The sequence below is a fragment of the Anaerocolumna sp. AGMB13020 genome (genome assembly GCF_033100115.1).
GTDB lineage: Bacteria > Bacillota > Clostridia > Lachnospirales > Lachnospiraceae > Anaerocolumna.
Genome location: NZ_CP136910.1, coordinates 1,244,196 through 1,267,555 on the forward strand (window position 1 = coordinate 1,244,196; position 23,360 = coordinate 1,267,555).

Consider the following 23,360-nt stretch of genomic DNA (forward strand, 5'->3'; position numbering starts at 1 on the left):
GGTGATAAAGCAAATCAGGATTTAGCACAGTAGCTGAACCTTAACCTAGGGGTGGCTGGAAGCTTCATGGAGGAACTGCCATGGTAAAACAACTGGATAGAGAAAATATCCAAAAAAAATTGGCTTCTATGAAGAAGCCAATAGTATCTTGTCAATAAACTATTTTACCGTAACTTTAACTGCTTTCGTTGTAAATCCAACCTTTATCTTTAATGTGACCGTACCAGTCCACTTTAAGCCCTTTATGATAATATAGTCATCAGTTATTTTAACAACCTTGACAACATCATAACCTATGCCATCAATATATTCTGTACCACCCGTAACTTTCACTGTATAACCATTTCCATTTGTAACCTTGTAGGGAATTTTAATTTCCTTATCCATTGCCACCGTATAGCTATCTTTACCAGTTACAACCTTCGGTTCCTTTTTATTTTTAAGTTCAGGATAATCCATTGCTGTTTTATCAATTGATACAAATTTAACATTAAGTACCTTACTCAGCTCCTCAGCTGTAGACCCCTTATATCCATACAACTTTACTTTTTCAAGCATATATATCTTACTACCTTTAAAAAATATATTATCCGTTTCGTTAGTATAGACTTTGCATAAAGGGTTACTGATAGTAAGCTTTTCCAAATTCTCACATTGTCCAAATGCCTCGCTACCAATAGAGGTCACACTTTTTGGTATATAAACAGTTTTCAAATTTAAACATTGACCAAATGCATTATTTCCAATGGTTTTGACTCCTTCGGGCACCTTAATGGATGTGATGTTATTATTACTAAAGGCACTTTCTCCAATACTTTTTATATATTTTGTAATAGGCAGTGTCTTAAAACCGGTGTTAGAGAATGCGGAATATCCTATTTTTGTTACACTATCAGGGTAATTTATTTTTGTCATGGCTCTACAGCCACTAAATGTCATTTTCTTTATTTCTTTTATATTCCCTTGTATCGTCATTTCCTTTATACTTCTACAATCAAAAAATGCATATTCGCCTATATCTGTAACACTTTTCGGTATATCAAGCGATTGTAGATTTCTACAACTAAAAAAAGCATTATTACCTATTATTTCTAAATTATTTGAAAGCTGAACCTTTTTAAGTTTAGAACATTCTCTAAATGCGGACGGTCCAATTTCTGTTACACTATCAGGCAATGTAAGGGTCGTTATATTTGTCTCACTAAACACACCATACCCCGATATTTTTTCAAAACCATCTGGGAAGTCAATAGCAGTTAATCCCGTCATATTAAATGCTTGTCCATTTATCCTTTTGAGATTTTGGGGTAATCTTACCTCGGTTAAATTATTACAATCATCAAATGTACGTCTGCTTATCACTTCAATACCATCTGGTAAATCAACCTTCTTTAATTTACTTTGACAAAAAGCCCCTATACCAATTTTTACTACACTATCTGGTATTTCAACGCTTTCCAATGAACTCTGGTAAAATGCCCATTCATGTATTTCAGTAATACCTTCAGGTATTACAACATGTTTTGCATCCCCAATATATTCCATCAAAACTCCATCCTTAATAATAAAATCTTCTTCACTATCTGCTTTTACTCTATTACCAGGACAAATCATAATAAAAAAGAGTATTGCTATAACGCCTAATAGATATTTCAATAATTTTACTATATTTCTATTCATCTGCAGCTCCTTTAATTTTACGTAAACTTTATTCAATTATATTGTATTATAGTGCATTTTTTTCCAATTATCAACATTGATTTTCCGTTTTATTCCCTTCCCATAAGTTACTGTGAATTTAATAAAGTATGACACAGTTGTACCTAAATACTTTTCTAAGAAAGTATCATGTACTTACTTTAATACCAAGTAATATTTCACTTTCGTTTTTACTTATTATAAATTTACGAAAACACTGTGCTAAAATTATCTCTATAATATAAATTAACCTTGATTACAGAATCAATTAGTTCTTTTGGATCATTCTCAATTATCATTTTGATAATACTCAGGTCAGAGATTTCAGTATACAATTTGTCATCCATTACGGCTTCTTTTATACTATTAATCTTGTTGAGAAGTTTGATATAACGATCATAATATAAGATATATGAATTATCTTTTAGGCTTTCTTCACAAGCGGTTTTTGCCTCTTCTAATAGCATACACATTTCTATTTTTTTCCTCATATTAATCTCCTTTAGTTCAATAACCATTCAGTTGGAATATCATTTAACCAATATTGTACTGCTCCTCCGCCCCTGGATTCAATTATATTTCCAAATTCGTCCAATGCCTTTTGGGGTGCTGTTAATCCAGTCAAAACCTTTTCCCCTTTTGGCACTATTATCGTATATTCACCAACTAATGGATTTCCCCAATCTTCTAGAACAGCAAGCTCATTTCTAACTTCGTCTATTGTTCTATATTTATCTCCCCACCATCTTCCTAGTCCATTCTGGCTACCAGGCTCATCTGGATATCCTCTTCTGTACAATATCAATGGTTCGTCGAGTTCTACAATATTAATGTCTAGATTAACAAACCCTTTAATATCTTCCCCTATTCCTTTCCAATCAAAATGATTAAATCCTGCATTTTTAATTATACAAGATTTTAATAAAACAAGATCTTCATAACGTAATCCAGATATGTTACTAGCCATAACTAATAACATATTCAATTCTGTTGTATTAAGATTTTTATAGTTAATTTTATTAATGGTTTCTATTATCTCATATATATTCTTATTAACTGATGTAAATATGTCCTCCATGTTTTGGTGCATATCTTCAATAGCCGAATAATTTAAATTTTTATTATATCCCCCTTCAGTAAGATTCTTATAATACGAATCTCCTAGAGTACCGTAATAGTTATAATCATTAAGCCCCTGTCTGCCTTGCACCTCAGACCAATACTGATTATACCGGCCTGCCTCTTCCTTTGTCATCCATTTACTGAAATCCTCTGGTATCAGGGCTTTGTTGGCTGCCATACCTGCTGTTGTGCCAAGCAGCATTGCTAAGGAAATGGTCACGGCCGAAGGAACTCCCGCTCTGTCACATACAATTACAGTCGTACCTGCTGCTGCTTCTGACACAACTTCTGCTGCAAACAGCTTCGCAAAAGCTACTCCTCCCTTACTGACCAGGGCACCTTGCCCTAAGGTCACCAGGCTTACTGTGGCAGACACCAGTTTAAAAGCTCCTTCCGTATCCGTTAAATAGTCTACTGTAATCAGGGTTTTACCGGTTGCAGCTTCATATATGGGTATCACGATGGTCAGATCACTTAACTGCTCCAATAACTCCTTCCAAAATGGTGCGTCCTTTTTATGGGCGAATTCTCTTAAGATAAGCTCATTCAGATAATCCTGCAGACTTTTCTCAGTTGAATCTATTTTACCATTTTCGACCAACTCTTCATAGTCTTTTGCAAACAAATCTGCAAAATTATCAACTTTTTGATTATAGTTACTTCTTTCATAGGAACTGCCTTTTGTTTCTTCGTAACGGCTGCCTATAAAATCCTCCAGGTTAAGCTCTGGCAGCTCTACCTCAAATCCGTACCCTCTTCCGCCACCATTAACAGTGACATTTTTCTGAACCCCAAGAGTATTATCCGTCTTTCCATCTGTCATATCGATGGCTGCCATAAGATCCACTGCTTCGTTAAAGCCTTTATAAAGAGGCTCCTCCAGGTAACTATCAATGTCATACAATACATCATTAATATAGGTTAGCAGGGAACATCTATGTTCTGCAAACTCATCGATTCTTAGCCCTTGAGAAAGAAAACCTGCACCTAATGCTTTGGAGTCCAGTTCTCCTTCAATATCCTTGCAAAGCTCATCTAGATCTGCAAAATCAAAGAGGAGATTAATCCCGTATCCAGATGTAATATTCGCTCTCTCCAGCCAGGAGTATTTATTTATTACTTCTCTTTCCAGCTGTCTTACCATTGCAAATCCTCCGGGAAGGATTTGTTTTTTTGTTGCCTCATATGTAATATTATCTGATTCGTTCTATTATCTGTAAAATCAGTTGTATCAAAAGTAACCAAAGTGTTGATGTGTGTGCAGAAAACATCCAATTTTATCTCCCCATTCTGATTTATCGTACTCTTGCAGGTTCATTGCATTTTTGATGAATTACATTTCTTTATAATTACATGCAAAATACTAATAACAAATTAATAATTAATTTCACAATTTGTTTTTAAGCAAAACACTTATTTCACCTACAATATGACATATAAATTCTATTTTCAGGGTAAATAATGAGATATTTCTATGTAAGAAAAATAATATAGATAATTTAGATAGCCATATGCTGTAAGCAACAAATTAATGTTGCCTTTTACAGCATATAACTGCAATAAAATTTGTGTTGACCTTCGCTAAATGACCGTTGTTATCCGGCAATTTAACTGGATAACTATTATGATGATTCTTACGGTATTCTTGCAACAGCCTCTTTTCATTCAGATTACTTTCATATGTTTTTATAAGGAAAAATTTAATCTTTCATCCGGTTGTAACCTTTTAAATCGGAATTCATAATTTCTTTTCCCTCTTCTTCCGATATAATAGGTATATACCCTGCGTTTAGAATTTTTTCGGATTTACTTAATTCCGTTATCACATTCGCTTTGTTTACAGCAATATGTAATTTTCTTAAAGCACTGGCATGATATTTACGTACCTTATCATAAGGTATCTCTAATGTTTCACTAATGTTTTTAAACGCTTTTTTGGTAGGAAATATCTTTGTCTGTTCCTCTTTAAAACTGTTATCAGACAGACCATAATACATAGTAATAATTTTCTTTTCGATATCTGTTAAATACTTTTCAATCGTATTGTTTATCGTTTCCCCAAGTTCCTTTTTCAAAACTATTTGTTCCGGTGTATCTTGTTCATCTGCTTTATTCATAAATACCTCATCATATACAACATTTGATGATGAAGTTATCATATTTCTAAGCTGCTTTACATTCTCTACAGTAATACCCGTTATTTCAGCAATGTTTATATCATTGGGTTCTTTGTTTTCACTTTCCAATAAACTGATGGCTTTATTTATCTTATATTTTTCATTGGCATAGTATGTAGATAAACCATTTACATAATTGTTTATGTACTGACTGACTTCATGTTTAATATATAACACAAAGAAAGTAGTTGGTTTTGCTATTTCCGGATTATATTTTTCCAGCCCGATTATAATGCCCATCCTTGCAGCTTGTATCATATCTTCATAATGAGCACCAATAAATGTAGGATATTGCTCGGATACAAATTTCGTAATGAACTTATCCATATTTCTTACAAATAATTCTTTTGCTCTGTCACTCAGTAATGGATTCTCTGCATCTCTTGCGGCTTCAACAAGAATTTTTGTCATTCTAAAATCTTTATTAAAATAACCTGACACAAACTCTAAGGTGTCTAATTTTTCCATTAAACTTCCTGTACTCATAATATTTATTACATCATTTACCACTTCGTCATCGCAAATTTCGCTATACTGACTTTTCATTTGTTAAGCCCCCCCAGAGAATTTTAAAGATTTCTAGATGTGATTTGCCTTTTATTTCTTCATAAAAAGACAAATTTAAAGATAAATTTTTCCTTTTATAAACATAGTATAACAAAAGTCGATAAAAAAGTAAATATTTTCTACAACAAATTAACAACTTTGTTTAATTTTGTTATTTGACATAAAAAATAAGTGTAAATGTTTAAGCACTAATGATATGCTTTAACTATTACACTTAAATGGTACGAAAAAGAGAACCTTTAAGTTCTCTTTTTCGTTATTTTATTGATTTATTTTTGAGTTATATGAACTGCATTTTCGTTTTCCAGAGCTGTTATTTCCCAATCACCAATATGTATGCTTATCGCTTTGTCCTCAATGGTATCATTTCCGCTTACCTCTTTCATTCTGTTAATTATATTAACACTAGGCTCAAGCCCATGTTCAATAACAGTTTGACCATTGGATGTATGAATAATTGCTTTGTCGTTAATAAGAAAGGCTGTTATTACTTTATAAGTCATTTGACTATAGAACTTGCCAATAACGTATTCACATAAGCTATCGCTGATCATATCCAGATAATTAATTTTTGTAACAGTATTATCCATTGGATTATACTCCTTTCTTTATGCTATTATACATAGATATACTGTTATCTATGACATCAGAATTGCATTAGTGTATGATTCTGTCAATTAATTATCATAGCTATTACCTGTTTATATTGTAAGTTCCAATGATAACTACATAATAAGGATTGGGAAGTAGTAAGAATACTCACTAATTAATATCTATATTATAACATAAAACAATAAATAATGGTTTAAGTTTTTTTTAATTTTTGTTTAGTTTTTTTAGTTACATGATTGACTATATAAAATATACACAAAAAATATCACTATATTCAATAGTAATATATTCCCATATTTGTCGAACTTTTAATTAATATAACGATTCTCGTCGAAATATTTTACGCAATTTTAATAAGTATTATGATAAATTTCTTTTTAAAACAGAATCCCACATTTTAGAAACTTTTTTTGGTGGAATTTCGCTATCATGTAAAGGAATAAAACAAATTTTATAACCATCCATTATTCGCCTTATCAACATCTCCTTCTCCCTCGAAGTTACCAGATTGAACGCAAAAATCCATTCATTTGATGTATTACCAAGCTGTCTGATGAAATTTGATAAAATTCCAAGATATTTCTCATCTCCGTTGCAGATCATTATTTTTATATTACATCGTTTTAATTCAACCAACTGATCCGCATTGAGCTCGCCCAGAATACCGCAATCATAGATTATAAAGCGATTCGTTCCGAATACACTATCATAATCCGTATCTTTGGTATATTCCGCTATATCTTTATTTTCCAGATCATAGGCACCCTTCTTATGGCATATACAGATATTTTCCGGAAAATTTTTTATTATATAGTGAGCGAAGCTTATTCCGGTGTGCGTACAACCGCAGCCATGTTTTAAACCAGTTATGAAGATTGTTTCCTTTCCACATAATACTTGGTTTGCATTCGTTTTTTTCCTGAATTTGCTTCTAGCTTCATCGATATAATTCAACATGGTGTTTTCTTTCACCAAGTTGTCATCTTCGTACCGCTCATCTTGATATCGTTTAGCTTCATCTTCATATCCTTTTTCTTGGTATCCTTTTTCTTCGTATTCGTACCGTTGATTTTCATATTGTTTGCCATCATATTGTTTGCCGTCATTTCGTTCCTCTTCATAACGTTTATAGCTATCCCTATCCTCCTCATTGTAATTGTAACCCGTATATTCTTCTGTACTGTCATTTGTATAAACAGTGTTATTACCACCCATTTTCCCTTTTTCTACGATATTCCCAGGTATCTGCTGAGCTTTTTTCACTTCATCAAAATAAGGATTACCTTTATAAGTTGTATTTACAGTATTATGTTGTAAGTCAATACCATGTTGTAAACCAGTATTTTGTTGCAGTCCAGTATCACGTTGTAAACCAATATTTTGCTGTAATCCAGTATTTTGTTGCAATCCAGTACCGTGTTGTAAACCAGAATTGTGCTGTACCCCAGCATTGTCCTGTAAACCAAAATCATGCCCACTTGCTTTTGCATTATATTTCCTATTTCCATCCAAAAAGCTGTTATTGGGGTAAATTTCAGTCATGGTTTTTATTTGCTGCAGCTGCTGAGAGGTCTGCGGTTCTTTTAGCTTCATTTTCTGTTCCGTAGTATTTCTTTCCATTACCGGATTAGAAACTTGCATTGACTGGCTCGATCTTGGCTTTACTGGCTGGGAAATCCTAACCTGTTTTTCTATTTCTGTTTGCATATCATCAATAAAATCCTTGGTCTGTCGCTCCACCAGCGAAATGTTCCTGTTAAACTCTGTAAAATCTTCGTGATTCAAGTCATTCATTTTCGTTACTATATTGCTGTAACTGATGCTTGTGGTATTATCCACCAGTTTTATTCCGTATCCTGATAATGTTACATGAAGCAATTGCACCAGTTCCTGGGAGCATAATCTAAATACATCAAATTCCCCTTCTTGGTATCCAGTTCTGCCCTTTGAACTATCCCTGTACAATAATGAATACTTAAAACTGCTATTATTCTGATGCCTTGCAGAACGATTTATATTTGCTAATACAATATCCGAACAGATGAACACTTTATTCATTTTACCAAGATATAAAGAATCTTCATTGTTCATACCGCTAAAATCCATTATAACAACATCGGCAGGTTTAATACTTTCTTCCAGATTCCACAAGGAATAGTAATCTACTTTGCCGCAACTGATTGTATTATTTTCAGAAAGGCGAGGAATTAACTGATCTAACAGATTTCCTTTTGAAAAATCCGGTTCAATTAGAGCTACCTTATACCCTGCTGCAGCAATATAATTTGCAGCGGAAATTGCTGTAAGACTACATTCAAAGTCAACATCGGTACCACAGAATCCTATCGATATCGCTTTGCTGCTGAATACAGGCTGTGTTCTCTCAACAGAATCGGATACTGTAAAATTAATATCCTCCGTATATACTCCTGCTGAACTCTTTTTATCTCCTGTCTGATTATTTTCTTTCTTTAATTCTTCCTGACCAATACCTGCATATAATGCTGCTGTTTCTCTTGTCCTGCCATTTCGTATAATATCTCCGATCTCCCCCATCAGGGTCTCTTCATCAAACAACAGGTTATAAAAGTTATAATCTAAATAATATCCAACAGCCTCCGGATTGCCTTTTTTTAACCTGCTGATAACGGGAATAATAATTCTGTTCACAGCTTGAAGTATCCGAAAGTCATTAATAGTGAAAAACCCCTTTAATTGCTCTGAAACAATGATAACATTTATTTCCGGATATGATAGAATAATCTCTGTAATTTCATCTCTGGAATGTGCCTTGTATACACTACTTATCTCTATTCCCATCATACTTATTATCTCTAAACCCTTTTGCAGCTTTTCTTCTTCGTAATTTTCAAGTGCAAACAGAATCTGTACTGTCTTCATTGTTTTTACCTCACATCGTTATGTATATTAGTTTCCAGTCGAAGCTCCTGTGCTGCTTTCCTGGGTATCTGCCTGGGTTGCTTCCTGTGCCTTATCTGATACTGCATTATTTTTCTCAGAAACATCGGCTTCTGATGCTTGTGCCTCTTCTGTCTCATCTTTTCCTATTTCGGCAAAAGATAACTGTTCTAATAAACCCCAGTTGATTGAAGTGTAATAATCATATTCCCCATTGTATTCCTCTGCCAGATCATGGTATTTTTCTATAAAGTACATTTCTCCTGCAGATAAATCACTATCTCCGCTGTCACTATCTTCTGCTGCTTCCTGACTCTCATCATAACTATCAATAATACTGTTATAAACTTTTTGTGCCAATGCGTTCTCTTCATAAAATTTAGCTATCAGATCCACTGTTAAGCTCTTATCCACTACTTTTGCTGCATTTAAATCTCCATAATAAGTGTTGGCATTCTCCAGAAGTATATTTTTCTCATCTTCTGAAAGGGCGATTCCTTCCTCCTTGGCTATCATACAAAGAACCTTGGTCATTCTGATCTGTTCACAAATAGTCCCCTTTACCTGCTTCTCAAAAGTTACGGTATTGTTACTCGAATCAGATACCTCCATATCCCAATCAGCTTCATTTTGCAGATTATATCCCTGATAAACATCTGCTGCATACAGCAAAAATTCATTCATCACAACTTTTTCATTCTTTACTCTCATTACTTCTTCAGTGTCAAATTTTATTACCTGTGATGTTTTGTTATCCCCATAGAAATAGAAAAATAGCCGGGTTCCTGCTGCCAGCAGAAGAACACCTAATACAGCTATAAATACTATTTTTCGGCTCTGTCTTTTCCCTCTTGCAATACTTTTCCCTTTTCTACTTTTTCTTTCATTGTTCTGTAATATTTCATCCATATGTATATCCTCCGTTTTTTAATCATTTACTTTATCTAATAACTTTAATATGACATCAATTATATTTTTCGATGTAAAGAATTCCTATTTCATTATAACTCCCATCATAGATTTTATATTCCGTAAATACAGCCTCCTCTTCAATTGCAATAGACCTGCTTTCAGTATATTTATTAAATTTAGTTTCACTTTTATCTGAAAATCCGTAGGGTGCTATATAACCTCCTGAGATATCTTTTATGACCACTGTATCTTTTAACAGCCTGTTATAATTAACCAAAACCGCATCCTGATAACTTCCTTCTGCATCTTTTATCAGGCTGATTCTGTTGCTGTTGTCATTTTCCATAATATATCGATAAGTCTCCTTTTTTTCACCTTCCTCTTTCCCTGTTAATAGTGCATTGGTCGTAACAAGTAACGCAAAGTCTGTGCCCTTTACCTCCTTGTATTTGTTTTTGATATCACGCCCGCTGATACCAATCTTTAATTGGTCTTCCTGAGTAACCTCTGCCTCTGTTTTTGTTCTACTTGCAGCAGGCAGTTCCGTCTTTCTAGATTTTAACAGGAAACCTGTTATGATACCTGCACTTACTAACAGGGTTATCATTATGAATAAAACAATTTTACTTTTTGTTTTTAACATATAGATTTTTGTTTTTATTCTGAAAATCATATATCATTCCCCTTTTCTAACTCAGTCAGTGATTTTAATACAATATGATTGATTTTTTTTGTATTGTGTAAAAAAACAGACACTTAGGTACAACTCCTTATCAGAATAACGGAGATTAATCAAATTTACTTGGTGTATTTTACATTTTATTCCTTATACTTTCTCCCCTCTAGTACTTTAGCCCCAGTTATATCCAATAATTCTGCATTTTATGTTTTTATCTGTCATATTATTAGAAATACACTATAGGAAAAGGATGAGGGGATTATGGATACGCAAACTATTATTACCGAATATGAAAAAATTCTTCTAAAGGACGAAGGTGTCAATTTGTCTTCAAGTTTCTTCTGTTACAATGACTATAACAATCATAAATTAGCACTTGCCGTTTTCCGTTATGCCGTCGAAAATATTCTTTGTTGGACTCCGACAGAAACAGCAGAAACGCTCAATATGGATATTATCAAAGGATTGCATTTACTAACACCATATAAATATCTCATTTTTCCAGAAGAGCTTACCCGTAAAGACTATTTTTATGTGGCTCACCTCTTGTACCCGAATGATGTTCCTTATAATATGAGGCATCTTGTAATTCTTTCTTATCATAGAGTACTCGGACAGGAAAACGGAAAATTTACCAAGAATTTTTTTAATGGTTCCGGTGGTGAGCTCAGAGCATGCATATGTCTTCAATATCTTTTAAGAGAGTACTTTACCTTTTCTTCAATTGAGGAAATTTATTACTATTTTTCCAGCCCTAAGATTATATCCACTCTGCGGCAGTTCCGCCTGGCAGGCGTTTGCATGGAACTCTTTGATAGTCCTCTGGAATTTGTACATTGTGCTCTGCCGAATAATCAAAAAAATGAATTATATTTTCACTTTTACCGTTTCGAATCTGTTCTTAAAGAGAAGAAGCTGAAATCCAAAATAAAACATATCATAAGTGTCTGAGATATATAGGAGCTAGATTATATGAATGTCCGAAAATTGACCAAAGTATTGTTTACAGCCTGTAATATATGTATGATTTTGATATCATTAATTGCAATTCTGGTGCCCATAATAAGTCTGACTAACATAAACGCAAAAGCAAAAGTTATATTTAATTCCGTTAAGAAAGACTACGAGACCTGTTTTGGTACGAAATATATTCCTGAGGATTCTTATTTTACTGATATTGCATGTATAAAGATGGAAATATCCTCTGCTATCATTACTCGATCAGCCACATTGAAAACACAATATTTTGAAAACATTAAGGGAGCGTCTTCTGCTGAGGCCTCTGCTGCAAAAAACGAAACGGATAACTCAGATGCTCTTGATAGTTTAAGGTCCTCCCTTGCCGAACTTCAGGCTTATAATAATGCAATAGAATTTAAGACGGCTTCCATTCCTTTAGATAAATCCTGCAAATCACTATACACAGCCTTAAACTATATGACTTACGGCAGTGATGCATTGCTAAAAGATGTAACTAATTTTATTGATGACCCAGAGGCCTTGTCTTTGGCCGCAGACAAAGATACGCAGGAAATTCGCATTATGGCTCAAATGAGCAACTCGATTTATCTTAATTTGAATCAACAGGTACTGCTCTATAAATTTATAGCAATAGCCGGAATCTTTATTTTATTGGGAACAATATTAAACATCTACAGAATAAGATCCAGGAAAAGTAAATACAGAAGAAAAAGAACTATAAAAAAGATATAAGGAGGTAACAGATATTCTGCGCTTTCTTTTATACCTCCCTACTTCATTATATTCACATGTAGCTTACAACCTTTTCCAGCATATTTATATTCAGGATTAATTCATCTCTTGATTTCTTCATGGAGTCTATGACTTTAATAAGTTCGTATTTATTAGTAGTAAAGTCCATTGTAAAATTGCTAATATTATCTTTGCTTTCAGGAATCACAGCAGTAAATTCTGAGTAATTCACTGCTGTGGTTTTTACTGAGTCCTCCGGCTCCGTGACGCTGTTATCAAGCTCCTCTTCCGATTCAATAAAAGCCATTAATTTTTCTCTGATTCGTCGGTTTAGCTGCATCTTACCGTTTTCAATCAGGCTGAACTGACTTCTGTTTACTCCTGATTTATCAGAAATGGCAGCCTGGGTGTATTCTTTCCTGCTTTTTATCATTCTTACCTGATTTAGTATTTCTTCATCGGTCAGACTGTCCTTTTTGTTATCCTGTAACTCTTCTTTACTCTCTAGTAACTGTTTGATCATTTCTTGATCTTTTGCATATAAATCACTCAGCTTTATAGTATTTGCTCGAAAATACTCATTCAGCTTATTTTTCACCTTATCCGTTAAGGTCCTCTTCCCCGTTTCAATATAGCCTATCTGAACAGATGTTATTTCAATTGCATCTGCTATATCCTTCCTTGACAGACCCATTGCAGTTCGAATTGTCTTTAAGGCATCACCAGAATTTATTGCTATGTTGTGCAATGATAAGGTTTTATCTACCGGAGTGGTTGATTCTGTCGACAAAGCGGCTTCGTTAAGTTCATTTTTATCATTGGAATTCAAATCATTGGAAATCCAATCATTGGAATCCTGATAATCACTGATATCTAATAGATCAAACCAATTTTCCTGCAAACCGAAGGCTTCTCCAATTTTTCTCTTATCTCTTGCTGATAAGGGCAGATAACCCTTTTCAAGAAGATTTAGAAAACTCAGATTTATTTCTGATCTTTTCGAAAACTCGTCAATAGATAATCCAAGGTTATTTCTTATAAACTTTAGTTTAATACTATCCCCTTTTGCTGTAAATAAATCTTCTTTTGTCATTATAAACTCCCCCTTGTTACCCTACATCTGTTAAACTTTCTTTTATTATTAATATGACAGATTTATTTATAATTTGTAGTATTTTTTCGTATTTTCTGTTTTTTTCTTGATTGTTGGTTACGAGTTGCTAAAATATCCCATCCAAGAAATAAAACAGAAGCCATTAAGGAAATACTGATATGCTCCCTGTAACAGCTTCTATTTGATTTATAGATTGGTGTATGCTTAATAAATTAATGGGTATGTTCTGTAGATATATCCACTAAAGAGGATACAGTATCGTATGCTGCAATAAAGGTTGGAATACTGCTGTCAAAATGATATTTGCTCCCTCTAATGGTAATATTTCCGTTGTCATCACCGGTTTCATATTTTAGATTCCACACTTCTCCGATTCCTTTAATGTCCGCAGTCATTATAATTACATAATCATTATTACCATTGAACTCCTTTCCGGCACTGTATTTACCGGTTATGGTATATTCAATGCCCTCAAGCCAAAATGTATTTCCGATTGCAGACTCTTTATTTCCTGTCTTTGATAGGAGGAATACTTTAGAAAACTGTTTCGTCTTTGTCTTGCCTTCCTGAATATAAGAAGTCTCATACCATTCATCTTCGGGTGTTATATGTACTCCCTTCTCCCTATAAGCCGTAAATACAGCAGAGGACGGAAGTCCCAAGGTCAGGTGCCATCTTTGTGCCTGGCGATAGAACATTTCATTGCGATAAGCTCTGTTTAGATTGGTTTCCATTCCTCCATTAATACCGTTAACAGTAATCCCCAGTCTGGCAGCCTGCTGCCGTATTGCTGTTACAATACTGTTTCCTACGAAAGTTCTGGCTCTTCGTCCCGGCTGAAGGCATTGTATGGTTCCCAGATTAAAATAGTTACCATAAGGTACGGTCAGATATTTATAACCTGTAATTTCTCCATCGGCACCATATATCTCCTCTGCGAAATAATCCCTTACCTGGTCAGTAACCTGAGATTCCATACCCCCTGAGGTATAATTCCTTCTGGCCGCTTCATTTGTCCAGTTTAAATACATATTATAGCGGTATAGATTTTTTGATAATTCTTCATAACCTTTTTGATAATTCCCATTATCATCCATATATTCAGAATAGAGACCGAAATAATTAATTGGTCTTGTAACACCATCATCACTGATATATACATCCACAGGTATCATTTCATTGGTGCTGGTGTTAAGTGCATAAAAATATGGAATAACCTGCAAATATTGGTTGTAATTTCCCAAAGTCGTAATATCAAACATTACATTGTAACCAAGCTTAAGCTGTTGATCCTGTAAGGCTGCTTTTGTATTCTTATCTGCAGAAACTCCCATACTTTGACTATTGGCTTTCACCGTCCATCCTTGTGTTCCCCAGGTATTATAATATCCATTTGCTTCATTAACCTGTTCACCACGTACGTCCGCAGCCAGTGGATACCCGGCAGAGTTTCTGTGCCAGGATAAATAATTTTCCGTTGTAGAACTGTCTACGCTTGAGATTATTCCTTCTATAAACCAATCACTTCGATTCTCTGCAATTGGTTTTTTAAAGAAATTACTAAAACGCATATCATCCGTATCTTCAATAATAAAATTACCAATACGTCCGACAATATCAAGGTAGGCCAGTTTGGCGGCAGTATGCTTCGCTGTGAAATTAGAAAACCTCTGTTTATTGGTAGCATATAAATTACCGTAATTATAAACACTGAATTCATTTTGATATCTACCATCACTCGCATAAGGCATCTCCTTACTACTCTGCCTGTTATAATTAATTCCTTCTACTGCATACTGAACTTCCGCGCAGGATACCTCATCATTAGCAAGCAGACAATAAAAATTATACTCTGTTTTGGGAGCACTAACATTAACCGTACCATCGTTATTTAATTCAAATATCTTACCATCTATTATTGCCAGGGTCCCGCCTTCCAATAAGGTTGTACTTCCTCCATTATAATTCAATAAATTTCTGGTCATATCAAAAAGATAAGTCATTCCCTGCAAATTGAGTGTTGTACCATCGCTTAATGCATATTTCCTTGTGGTTGTCTTATCTACGATTTCCAAAGAAATCCACTCACCTGCTGTGTGATTTTCCCAAACTCCATTCCTCTCATATAAAACATCATAGTCGAATTTTACATACTTTTCCCTTGTCCATTCTGTAGTATCCATATCCTGGCTGTATCCCCTGCCTCTACTGATTACAGGCTCTGGTATACCATAGGCCCCATTACCGTAAAAATCACCTGTATTGGGGAAATAGACTTTAAAAAAATTGTCCAGGGTTATATAAGCTGCCTGCTCTACTTTAACCCCATTGGCATCAATTGTTTCCTCAATGGTGGTTTTATGGTTTGCATCTTTTTCGCAGGCACTCCAGCAGATATCGTTGGAATAATCATAGTGCCCCCCTGAATGATGAGGTTCCATACATGTAAGCAGTGTCTCCACCGTATATGTTTTTTCGGTATTATTAATCAACCTGCAATCCCAAATGGGATTGACTATTGTCTCTCCATTCGTTGTTACTCTATCAGGAATCAGGCGCATTTCAGACTTTATAAACTGAAACAGTTCTGTTTCATCAGGAAAACGGTTTGCTTCCAGAACAGTAATAACAATCCTGCCGTTTCCGCTGTTAATACCATTATTTAGTGCTCCTCCTGTCAGTTGTGAGGAAACGTATCCCGAACCTCCGCCGCCTCCTGCATCAGCAGCGGCAGCAAATCCTCCATAGTAGCCTCCACCACCACCTCCTCCGTCTCCGGTGTGTGACTGTCCCTGACCAAGATCATAATAGGAAGCAGAAGAACCTCCTATTCCATTATACTGAGCATTATATACTTCACCGCCGTTTCCTCCGACAGAGCCACCTCCGGAGCCTCCGGCACCTACAAAATATGTAGTTGTGGAGGAAAAAACTGTATACTCAATCTTCCAGTTACAGGAGCCGGAAGCACGGTAGGCTCCTGCATAAAATTCAACTCTGTCTCCCTGATATACAGTAGCACTGCAGGCAAAGTGCAGGCTGCCGCCGCTATCATCATCAGAAGTACTGCTTCTTAAAGCTCCCGTGGAATCGTAAACATATATAAATCCGTAAGGATCCGACGTGAAATCCGTAGATCTAAATGTAACTGTACCGTTTCCAGCTGCAATAAATGATTTTGCAAGGGTTCCGTTTCTGGTCGTATAACTTGTATTTCCAGTGTAAGAGATGGTAGACGGGGTATTTGTGGTTACGGTATGGTTATTACCGGCACCACCGCCTCCTCCCGCAACCAAAAGCACTTTATTTCTCGTTTCATTATTTTTTAGCAGGGAGCTTAAACTTCCGTTTACGGTTGCTATGGAGGTAGCCCCTCCACCCCCTCCGGAGGACCCGACTGTACCTGCATGTCCACCTCCATTATATCCGCCGCCAGAACCGGATGCACTACTGGCACCCTGACCGCCTACCTGAAGATATAAGTTGGATGCTTTTAAAAGTGTCAGTGTGCCTTTGGCATAACCTCCATTTCCACCTGCAGTACTGTCATTCCCCCCCTTTGCACCATAGGTTTCTAAGGTGTATACTCCTTTTGGCAGGATTACTGTCTGTACATTACCAGAATAAGAATAATTTAGGATATCTCCGCTTTTTAAATTGCCTGTACGACCACTTGACACATCAATTTTAAACTTTGAAACCAGCTTTTCAAAAAGTTCATTTCCCAGTTCCTTCTTTAATGTGTCCCAGTTTCCTTCCCTTGCCTCAGCCAGTGCAATTTGAAGACCTTCACTGCTCTGAGTCAGACAGGAAGTATCGTGTACATGTTTGGAAAAGGAAGTTATAACACCATAGGAATAACCGTCATCCTGGCTTCTTGTCCAGTCAATGCTTTTATTAAGGGAGGTAATCCCATTAAACGTATCCTGATAAAAGGATCTTTCCTTTTTGTAGGTCATATAACAGCTTGCTGTATGCTCCAGTATTCCTCCGCATCTTTTTACGATAACATTGTCCAAATAAAAATTTGCAAGAAAGGAGTTGTCAAAATCCCAGCTGCCCATATTAACACTGCTGCCTCTCATCTCATCCGTTATGGCGGCTTCCGTAATCTGCTCTTCCGTGACTCCGCTGGTAATCTGACTTATAACTTTGACTCCATCTATTTCAAGTTCACAGTCATAAAGGGACCCAAGACTGAAGGTAACCGTGATTTTTACTTTTCTGCCTACAATGTTTGTCACTGTACCAGCCCTGGTCTTTTCTTTACTCGTAATAAAGGCAGGTGAACTTCCTCCTCTTGGAAGGTATAAGCCAACTCCGCCAATGGAAAAGAGCATCATATTATTTTCCGGTCTTGCAGGAATAAACACATCTGCCGAGATTTGCACCCTGGAACTGCCATTTCTGCTAATCTTACAATCATTGAAGGGCAGTTGTAACCTTGTTCCGTTCCCTGTTATTTTTAAAAACCCGCCTGTTCCAAAACCACTATAACTACTGTCATTTAAAGTTAATTCTATTCCGTTTGGAAGTTCATAGGCCGGAAAAGCTCCGTCTTTATTTTTGATACTGCTCGCAATCATTTGTCCGTCGTAGGAACTATATATGTCCTTCTCTCCCGTATTGCTTTTCCCTGTAATTTTATCTTCAAAGGTAAAGGACAGACTGGTGGTGTCAAGCGTATACTTGCAGCTAAGATAACGGTATTCGCATAGCTCCGGAGTTCCGGGGCATTTCTCCAGCGCTTTTAAGGTATCCATAGCATCTTTTACAATGCCTTCCTCCGTACGTTGATCCTCCACCTCCGACTTCACTATCATGGCATTTTGCGTGGATACCGCATCTAAAACAATAATATTGTTCACCTTATACTCAAGCCCGTCATCATAAGCTGAGTATTTCGAATTATAAAGTAATCCCGGACCGTACTGATAGCCAGCCTCTTTCAGTACGGTATTTTCAGCTTCCGAAAATACATCCTTTATTACCTCTTCGCCTGTAATCAGCTTTGCTTCTTCACCGGTCAGCTTATATTTTAAGACAGGACGGTAGAATACAAAGGATTCACCTGTTTCATATTGAGCATTTTCATTGATAGGATTCTGTTTGATCTTATCTATATATATTCGCAAATCGGTTACTCTGTCCATACGAGCCTGGGATTTACCCGGGGAAGATATATTGGCTGCTCCATAAACAGGTTTACTAAAAGATTGGCTGCTCCTTACTGTTGCTAGTCCCAGCTCATCAGCCGGACTAGAAAATATGGCCATATCCTTATCAAATCTGGTAATTATTTTTTCTCTTTTTCCGGTTCCCTGGTATTTTGCTGCTGTTACATTATATTTTCCATTATAAGATCCAATATTAATCCCATCAGGCCTGGTATCAGCAAAGGTGAATTTATTATTCTCCCACATCTTCATCCATTTTCTGTCTATCTCGTCCTGGGTAGATGCTTTCTTCACATCCCCGGAGGCCTGAAGAGAAGGAAAGTCCTCCTGTGCTTTTGCTTTCGTTATTTCTTCATAATATACAGGACTTTGATCTCCGCTGGAGGTCTGCAAAAGAAGCATATCAGATATAACAGTAGCCGTTACTTCCTGAGTACGCCTTGTATAGAAACGTTTCCATTCATCCGTAAGCAGATCTTTTGCATCCAGTTTATTCATATATGCCTGTTTAAGCGTCGCAGAAGTTGCTTTATTATCGGAGATAAAATCCTCTGTTGTGATAGAGATGCCAGGAGCATTCCCATAACCCGAGGTAATACCGTTACTATATAGAATTCCGCTGGCAAACCCCAGTTCATGTCCCTTTTTAGCCAGAGGTGCCGGATTTTGCGGACTTTGCACCCTGCTTAACCCGTCACATTTATTAGTACGTTTCTCGGCCCCCTTTGACATCTCTTCATAATACACCCTATCACCTTGGGCTTCCTGCAGTGAATACCTTATCCTTCCTATCTTAGATGCATTGGTTATTTTCTCATCCCGGAATACCGGCTGATTGTCTGCAGCTATGTTATAAAAAATATTCGGATCCCCCTGAGTGATGCTTGCTATCAGATTCTTATCACTGTCATAGGTTATCTCTGACATGTCGGTAACATATCCCTTTTCCACCTTATAAACATTGCATTTTGTAATCTGGATCGTGTCATAAGCCACTTCCTGATACCATACATCTTCAATGGCCGGCAGGTCATGGATACAGCAGGGGCCACAAAGTGCATGAGCGGGAATTCCTGTTAAACCTGTTTGAATGGAAGCTGTTACATCCGAGCTGTTACCGTCATAATTCTCAGCTTTTAAAGTACCATTTTGGAAGGTAACCTTTATCGTATACTCTATCGTACCAGAGGCTCCTTGGGTTATATCCTGGCCCGGAGTATAGTTTCCGCAGTTATGCGAATGTTTAACTCCCGGAACAGCCGGGCTGCCACCATTACCGTTCTCATCCGGCGGAACAGCCTCTTTCGGTTCTACGTGCCATCCAGATGCATCGTGTCCATGACCACAATCAGAGTAACCGCTTCCAACACCTAATTTACCGGCATTCCACCCCCAACCATTGCCCAACCTTCCTTTATCAGAACTGGTTAAGGAAGCACCTGTAGCACTGGAAGAGGTATAATTTCCTCCGCTATAACTTCTTTGGGTAGTATTCGTATAACTGTTAGCTCCTCCATTCAGGGTAACGGTTATTACCGCGTTTCCAACCTGATATTGTCTGGTGTGTCCATCACTGTCCGCAATCTTTTGCACCGTGTAAGTGCTGTTGGTTGCTTCCATTGCTTTTGCCCAGCTAATAGCCTGCTCCAGATTCTGATTATAGGTATCAACCTCCCAGCTGGTACTGGGTTCGGCTTTGGTTCTTAAGGATCCCGGATCAAAACCAAGGCCTGCGCAGGGATTTCCTGGTTTACCTGGATCGAATTTACCGTTATCTGCAGGTTCTTTGGTACTATTTACAATGTTTCCTTTCCACTCCGCCCATAGCTCTGTATTGCTTGTATGATTGTTGACACTTATATTCTTCGTTTTGCTTCCGGCAGGCTCAACTATTTTAGAGGATTCTGCAACAACACTCTTGCTGACGGTTCTACCAGAGCTATCCCCCACAAACGTTTCTGTTTTGGTATAAGTCCCGGTCCCTCCTTTTAATTGGTCATTTTCTTTGTATTCACACTCTGTTCCATTATAATGGCTGATGTATTCTCTTATTGCCGTTCTATCTGGTTCGTAATCCACCCTTAAATCTACCATAAACTCGTTACCGCCGGAGGAAAAGTATAGTGTTCTGGTAGACGGAACACCTGCCATTGCTTCAAAGGTTTCATTGTAAATGGAGCCTTCTTTTAATTCTGCATAAGCCAATGCCGGCTCCTCTGAATGCCAGCTGCTGGTTGGGTAGTATAAGGATATCGGTAGCTTGCTCCAGGTATATTTTATTTCAACTTTATTGGTTAACCGCGCATCCGAGATTCTATCCTCCCCTTCACTGAGATCCTTCTCTGCAGTTTCATCCGCTTTCCCGGTAGTGTAATACCATTTTTGGTCAGTTGCTTTGTATTGGATATAGACTTTTGCTGAATAAATAATATCCTTCTCTTCTTTATCAGATAATTTTAATTTACTGATCGTATCATCAGACCATTGGCCAAGTGGAGTTTTCCCACGTAACAAATCCAAAAATTTTTCTGCAGTAACTATTTCCCAATCTGTAGAAGTACACCATTCAACATTGTTGGTATATTTTTGTTTAAAATCCCTGCCTTCCATTGGTATACTGGTAAAGGCTGTACCATTAAAGCTTCTGTTTAATTTGATCAGTAATCTGAATTGCGTAATATTATTCTTTTTTATAAATGTAGCCCACTCATCAATGGCATTCTCCTGCCCCGGACTATTCCCCTGAGATGTAAGCGCCTTTAATGTTACCTGTAAGTTAACATCATCATCTGTAATAACGGTTTGTTGTTGCCTCGCCCTTCTATCGACATAATATTTTACTAAATCAATTATACTATTATCCTTTCTATACTCTTTTTTGGTTTTTTTATTAATTTTATCCAGGTCTTTTGAGTTATATGTCAGATTTGCCTCATAGTTTATAGCAAGAGTGGTTATAGGAGGTTCCAGCACCCAATTGGTACCATCCCAGGTATCATCTTTAAAGTTAAACTTCAAGAAACCACTCAGATTCAACGGATTATTTGAGCTCCCCCATCTCAGTGTATTATTGTCATCGGATTTTACTCTTTCGGCTATAACTCTGCTTATAATATTAGAGGAATAAATCGAATCATTATAAAATGTCTTTGATTCCGACAAGCTTACTGCTGCTTTCAACCGATTGTTATAATCCGTTTTGTTTACACTTTCAAAAACAGTTTTTGATGAAATCAAATCGGATAAATTATAGTTTTTCTGTACTCGGTACGCGTCCTGTGTCAAGTCATTACAAGACATAAAAACAGTTGCCGGGTTAACATTGCCTCCTTCGGTACTTACACTTTTTAATCTTCCTATTATTCCCTGTGTTATGGAAATATTTGAGCTTCCATTATTATCGGTCATGAAACTTTTTATCCCATCTGTCCAATAGGTTTTGTTATTCGATATTATATTCAGGGTCATCAATAAATCCAGATATCGCAAATTAAAACAATCAGCTGCTGTAATCGTATATCCATTGGTTGTAAATTTTGATGTACTTGAATCATTCCACTTATTAAAATCCAGTCCGGCCTCATAAAGTTCCTTAACATGCAGGAATTCGTCAATCTTTTCCTTAATATAGATTTTATACTCACTACCACCTCCTACCGGAATTACTGCGACATCCGTTATATAGGACCATAATTCTAAGGAATTTTTAATCTTTGACTCATCGTCTGTATTTAGGTACTTTAAAAACTCACTGTCATTCGACAGCAAAGCCATGCTCCGGTTATTTGCTATAAATAGATCCAGGATTTCTTTATAGAAAACTCCTTGATTAATATTACCGCCAAAGGTTGTATTTTTATTTCTTGATAAATACTTAATTCTTCCCAAGGCATCTGGATTACTCCTACCGCCAACAAGGTTCAACTGGGTTAAGGATAAACTCGTTTTTCTTGCAAAATATACCTGCTCACTGGTATGGAAATCATGACGAATCAAATAATCGGATAGAAGATTGGAGCAAAGCCACATAGCGTCCTCAGTAGCATAAGGAATCACTGTCTTAATAGATTCAACCAGCCCATCGTAAGAACCATTATCTGTACTTAATCCGTCTATTTTAGAATATAATTGCACAATAAACACTGGTTCTGTTATGGGCCAGATATCAATATCTCCACTTGTAGTACGGGGAAGCACCGCGCTACCATTAGAACCGACCGCATAACCGTCATTACTGTATGCATTGATATTCTTCCATATCAAAAAACCGGAAAAACAGCATAGGAATATTATTCCTAATAAAAAAAACTTAAATTTCCTGCTGTTGCTTTTAACGCCAAACATCTTTCTTAAAACTACTTTGAAATTATGAAACATTTTTTAATCTCCCCTCTTATGAATCTGTTTCTTAATTGAAAGTATTTCACAGATATAATATGATGGAAAATTTTAGATTAAGGTGTATATTTACATATTTTGCACGAATTTTCTATTTTAATATAAGATTTTGAGATATAAGCTAAAGATTAAGAAGAGAATAGTTATGCTAATTATAATTTATTTTAGCAACTTCTTCTAGTTGTGCAAAGATTATGAAGAATAATTTCTTCTAATAGAAACTATGATTATCAATGGCAATCTCCTCTAATCGAACTGTGATTATCAATAGT

12 protein-coding genes are annotated in these 23,360 nt (G+C 36.2%); 2 read left to right on the forward strand and 10 right to left on the reverse strand.

The window, feature by feature from the left end; genetic code table 11:
• Positions 1 to 159: 159 nt before the first annotated feature.
• The 8 genes from R2R35_RS05010 to R2R35_RS05045 all read right to left on the reverse strand — a co-directional run bounded on the left by R2R35_RS05010 (position 160) and on the right by R2R35_RS05045 (position 10,680).
• Positions 160 to 1,680 (reverse strand): leucine-rich repeat domain-containing protein, encoded by a 1,521-nt coding sequence (locus R2R35_RS05010; protein ID WP_317733405.1) that lies wholly within the window; start codon positions 1,678 to 1,680, stop codon positions 160 to 162.
• A gap of 224 nt (positions 1,681 to 1,904) precedes the next feature.
• Complete coding sequence (locus R2R35_RS05015; protein WP_317733406.1) at positions 1,905 to 2,189, reverse strand: hypothetical protein; 285 nt, start codon at positions 2,187 to 2,189, stop codon at positions 1,905 to 1,907.
• Between the two features lie 11 nt (positions 2,190 to 2,200).
• Positions 2,201 to 3,964, reverse strand: coding sequence for a hypothetical protein (locus R2R35_RS05020; RefSeq protein ID WP_317733407.1), 1,764 nt, complete (start codon positions 3,962 to 3,964; stop codon positions 2,201 to 2,203).
• Between the two features lie 556 nt (positions 3,965 to 4,520).
• Positions 4,521 to 5,543 (reverse strand): sigma-70 family RNA polymerase sigma factor, encoded by a 1,023-nt coding sequence (locus tag R2R35_RS05025; protein WP_317733408.1) that lies wholly within the window; start codon positions 5,541 to 5,543, stop codon positions 4,521 to 4,523.
• A gap of 290 nt (positions 5,544 to 5,833) precedes the next feature.
• Complete coding sequence (locus R2R35_RS05030; protein WP_317733409.1) at positions 5,834 to 6,154, reverse strand: hypothetical protein; 321 nt, start codon at positions 6,152 to 6,154, stop codon at positions 5,834 to 5,836.
• Positions 6,155 to 6,536: 382 nt separating this feature from the next.
• Positions 6,537 to 9,077: a hypothetical protein gene (locus R2R35_RS05035; RefSeq protein ID WP_317733410.1), complete on the reverse strand. Its 2,541-nt coding sequence runs from the start codon at positions 9,075 to 9,077 to the stop codon at positions 6,537 to 6,539.
• 27 nt (positions 9,078 to 9,104) lie between these two features.
• Positions 9,105 to 10,004, reverse strand: coding sequence for a hypothetical protein (locus tag R2R35_RS05040; protein ID WP_317733411.1), 900 nt, complete (start codon positions 10,002 to 10,004; stop codon positions 9,105 to 9,107).
• A gap of 55 nt (positions 10,005 to 10,059) precedes the next feature.
• The gene (locus tag R2R35_RS05045; RefSeq protein ID WP_317733412.1) at positions 10,060 to 10,680 is read right to left on the reverse strand and encodes a hypothetical protein; all 621 of its coding nucleotides are present in this window, start codon (positions 10,678 to 10,680) and stop codon (positions 10,060 to 10,062) included.
• A 267-nt stretch (positions 10,681 to 10,947) separates the two neighbouring features.
• Between R2R35_RS05045 and R2R35_RS05050 the strand changes: the two genes are divergently transcribed.
• Positions 10,948 to 11,637 carry a hypothetical protein gene (locus R2R35_RS05050; protein ID WP_317733413.1) on the forward strand — a complete coding sequence of 230 codons (690 nt, stop codon included), beginning with the start codon at positions 10,948 to 10,950 and terminating at the stop codon, positions 11,635 to 11,637.
• Positions 11,638 to 11,658: 21 nt separating this feature from the next.
• Positions 11,659 to 12,399 carry a hypothetical protein gene (locus R2R35_RS05055; protein ID WP_317733414.1) on the forward strand — a complete coding sequence of 247 codons (741 nt, stop codon included), beginning with the start codon at positions 11,659 to 11,661 and terminating at the stop codon, positions 12,397 to 12,399.
• A gap of 52 nt (positions 12,400 to 12,451) precedes the next feature.
• On the opposite strand, the gene R2R35_RS05060 is transcribed toward R2R35_RS05055, so the two are convergent.
• Complete coding sequence (locus R2R35_RS05060; protein WP_317733415.1) at positions 12,452 to 13,492, reverse strand: helix-turn-helix transcriptional regulator; 1,041 nt, start codon at positions 13,490 to 13,492, stop codon at positions 12,452 to 12,454.
• 233 nt (positions 13,493 to 13,725) lie between these two features.
• A complete protein-coding gene (locus R2R35_RS05065; RefSeq protein WP_317733416.1) occupies positions 13,726 to 23,067 on the reverse strand; it encodes a glycine rich domain-containing protein in 9,342 nt (3,113 codons plus the stop codon).
• Positions 23,068 to 23,360: the final 293 nt, after the last annotated feature.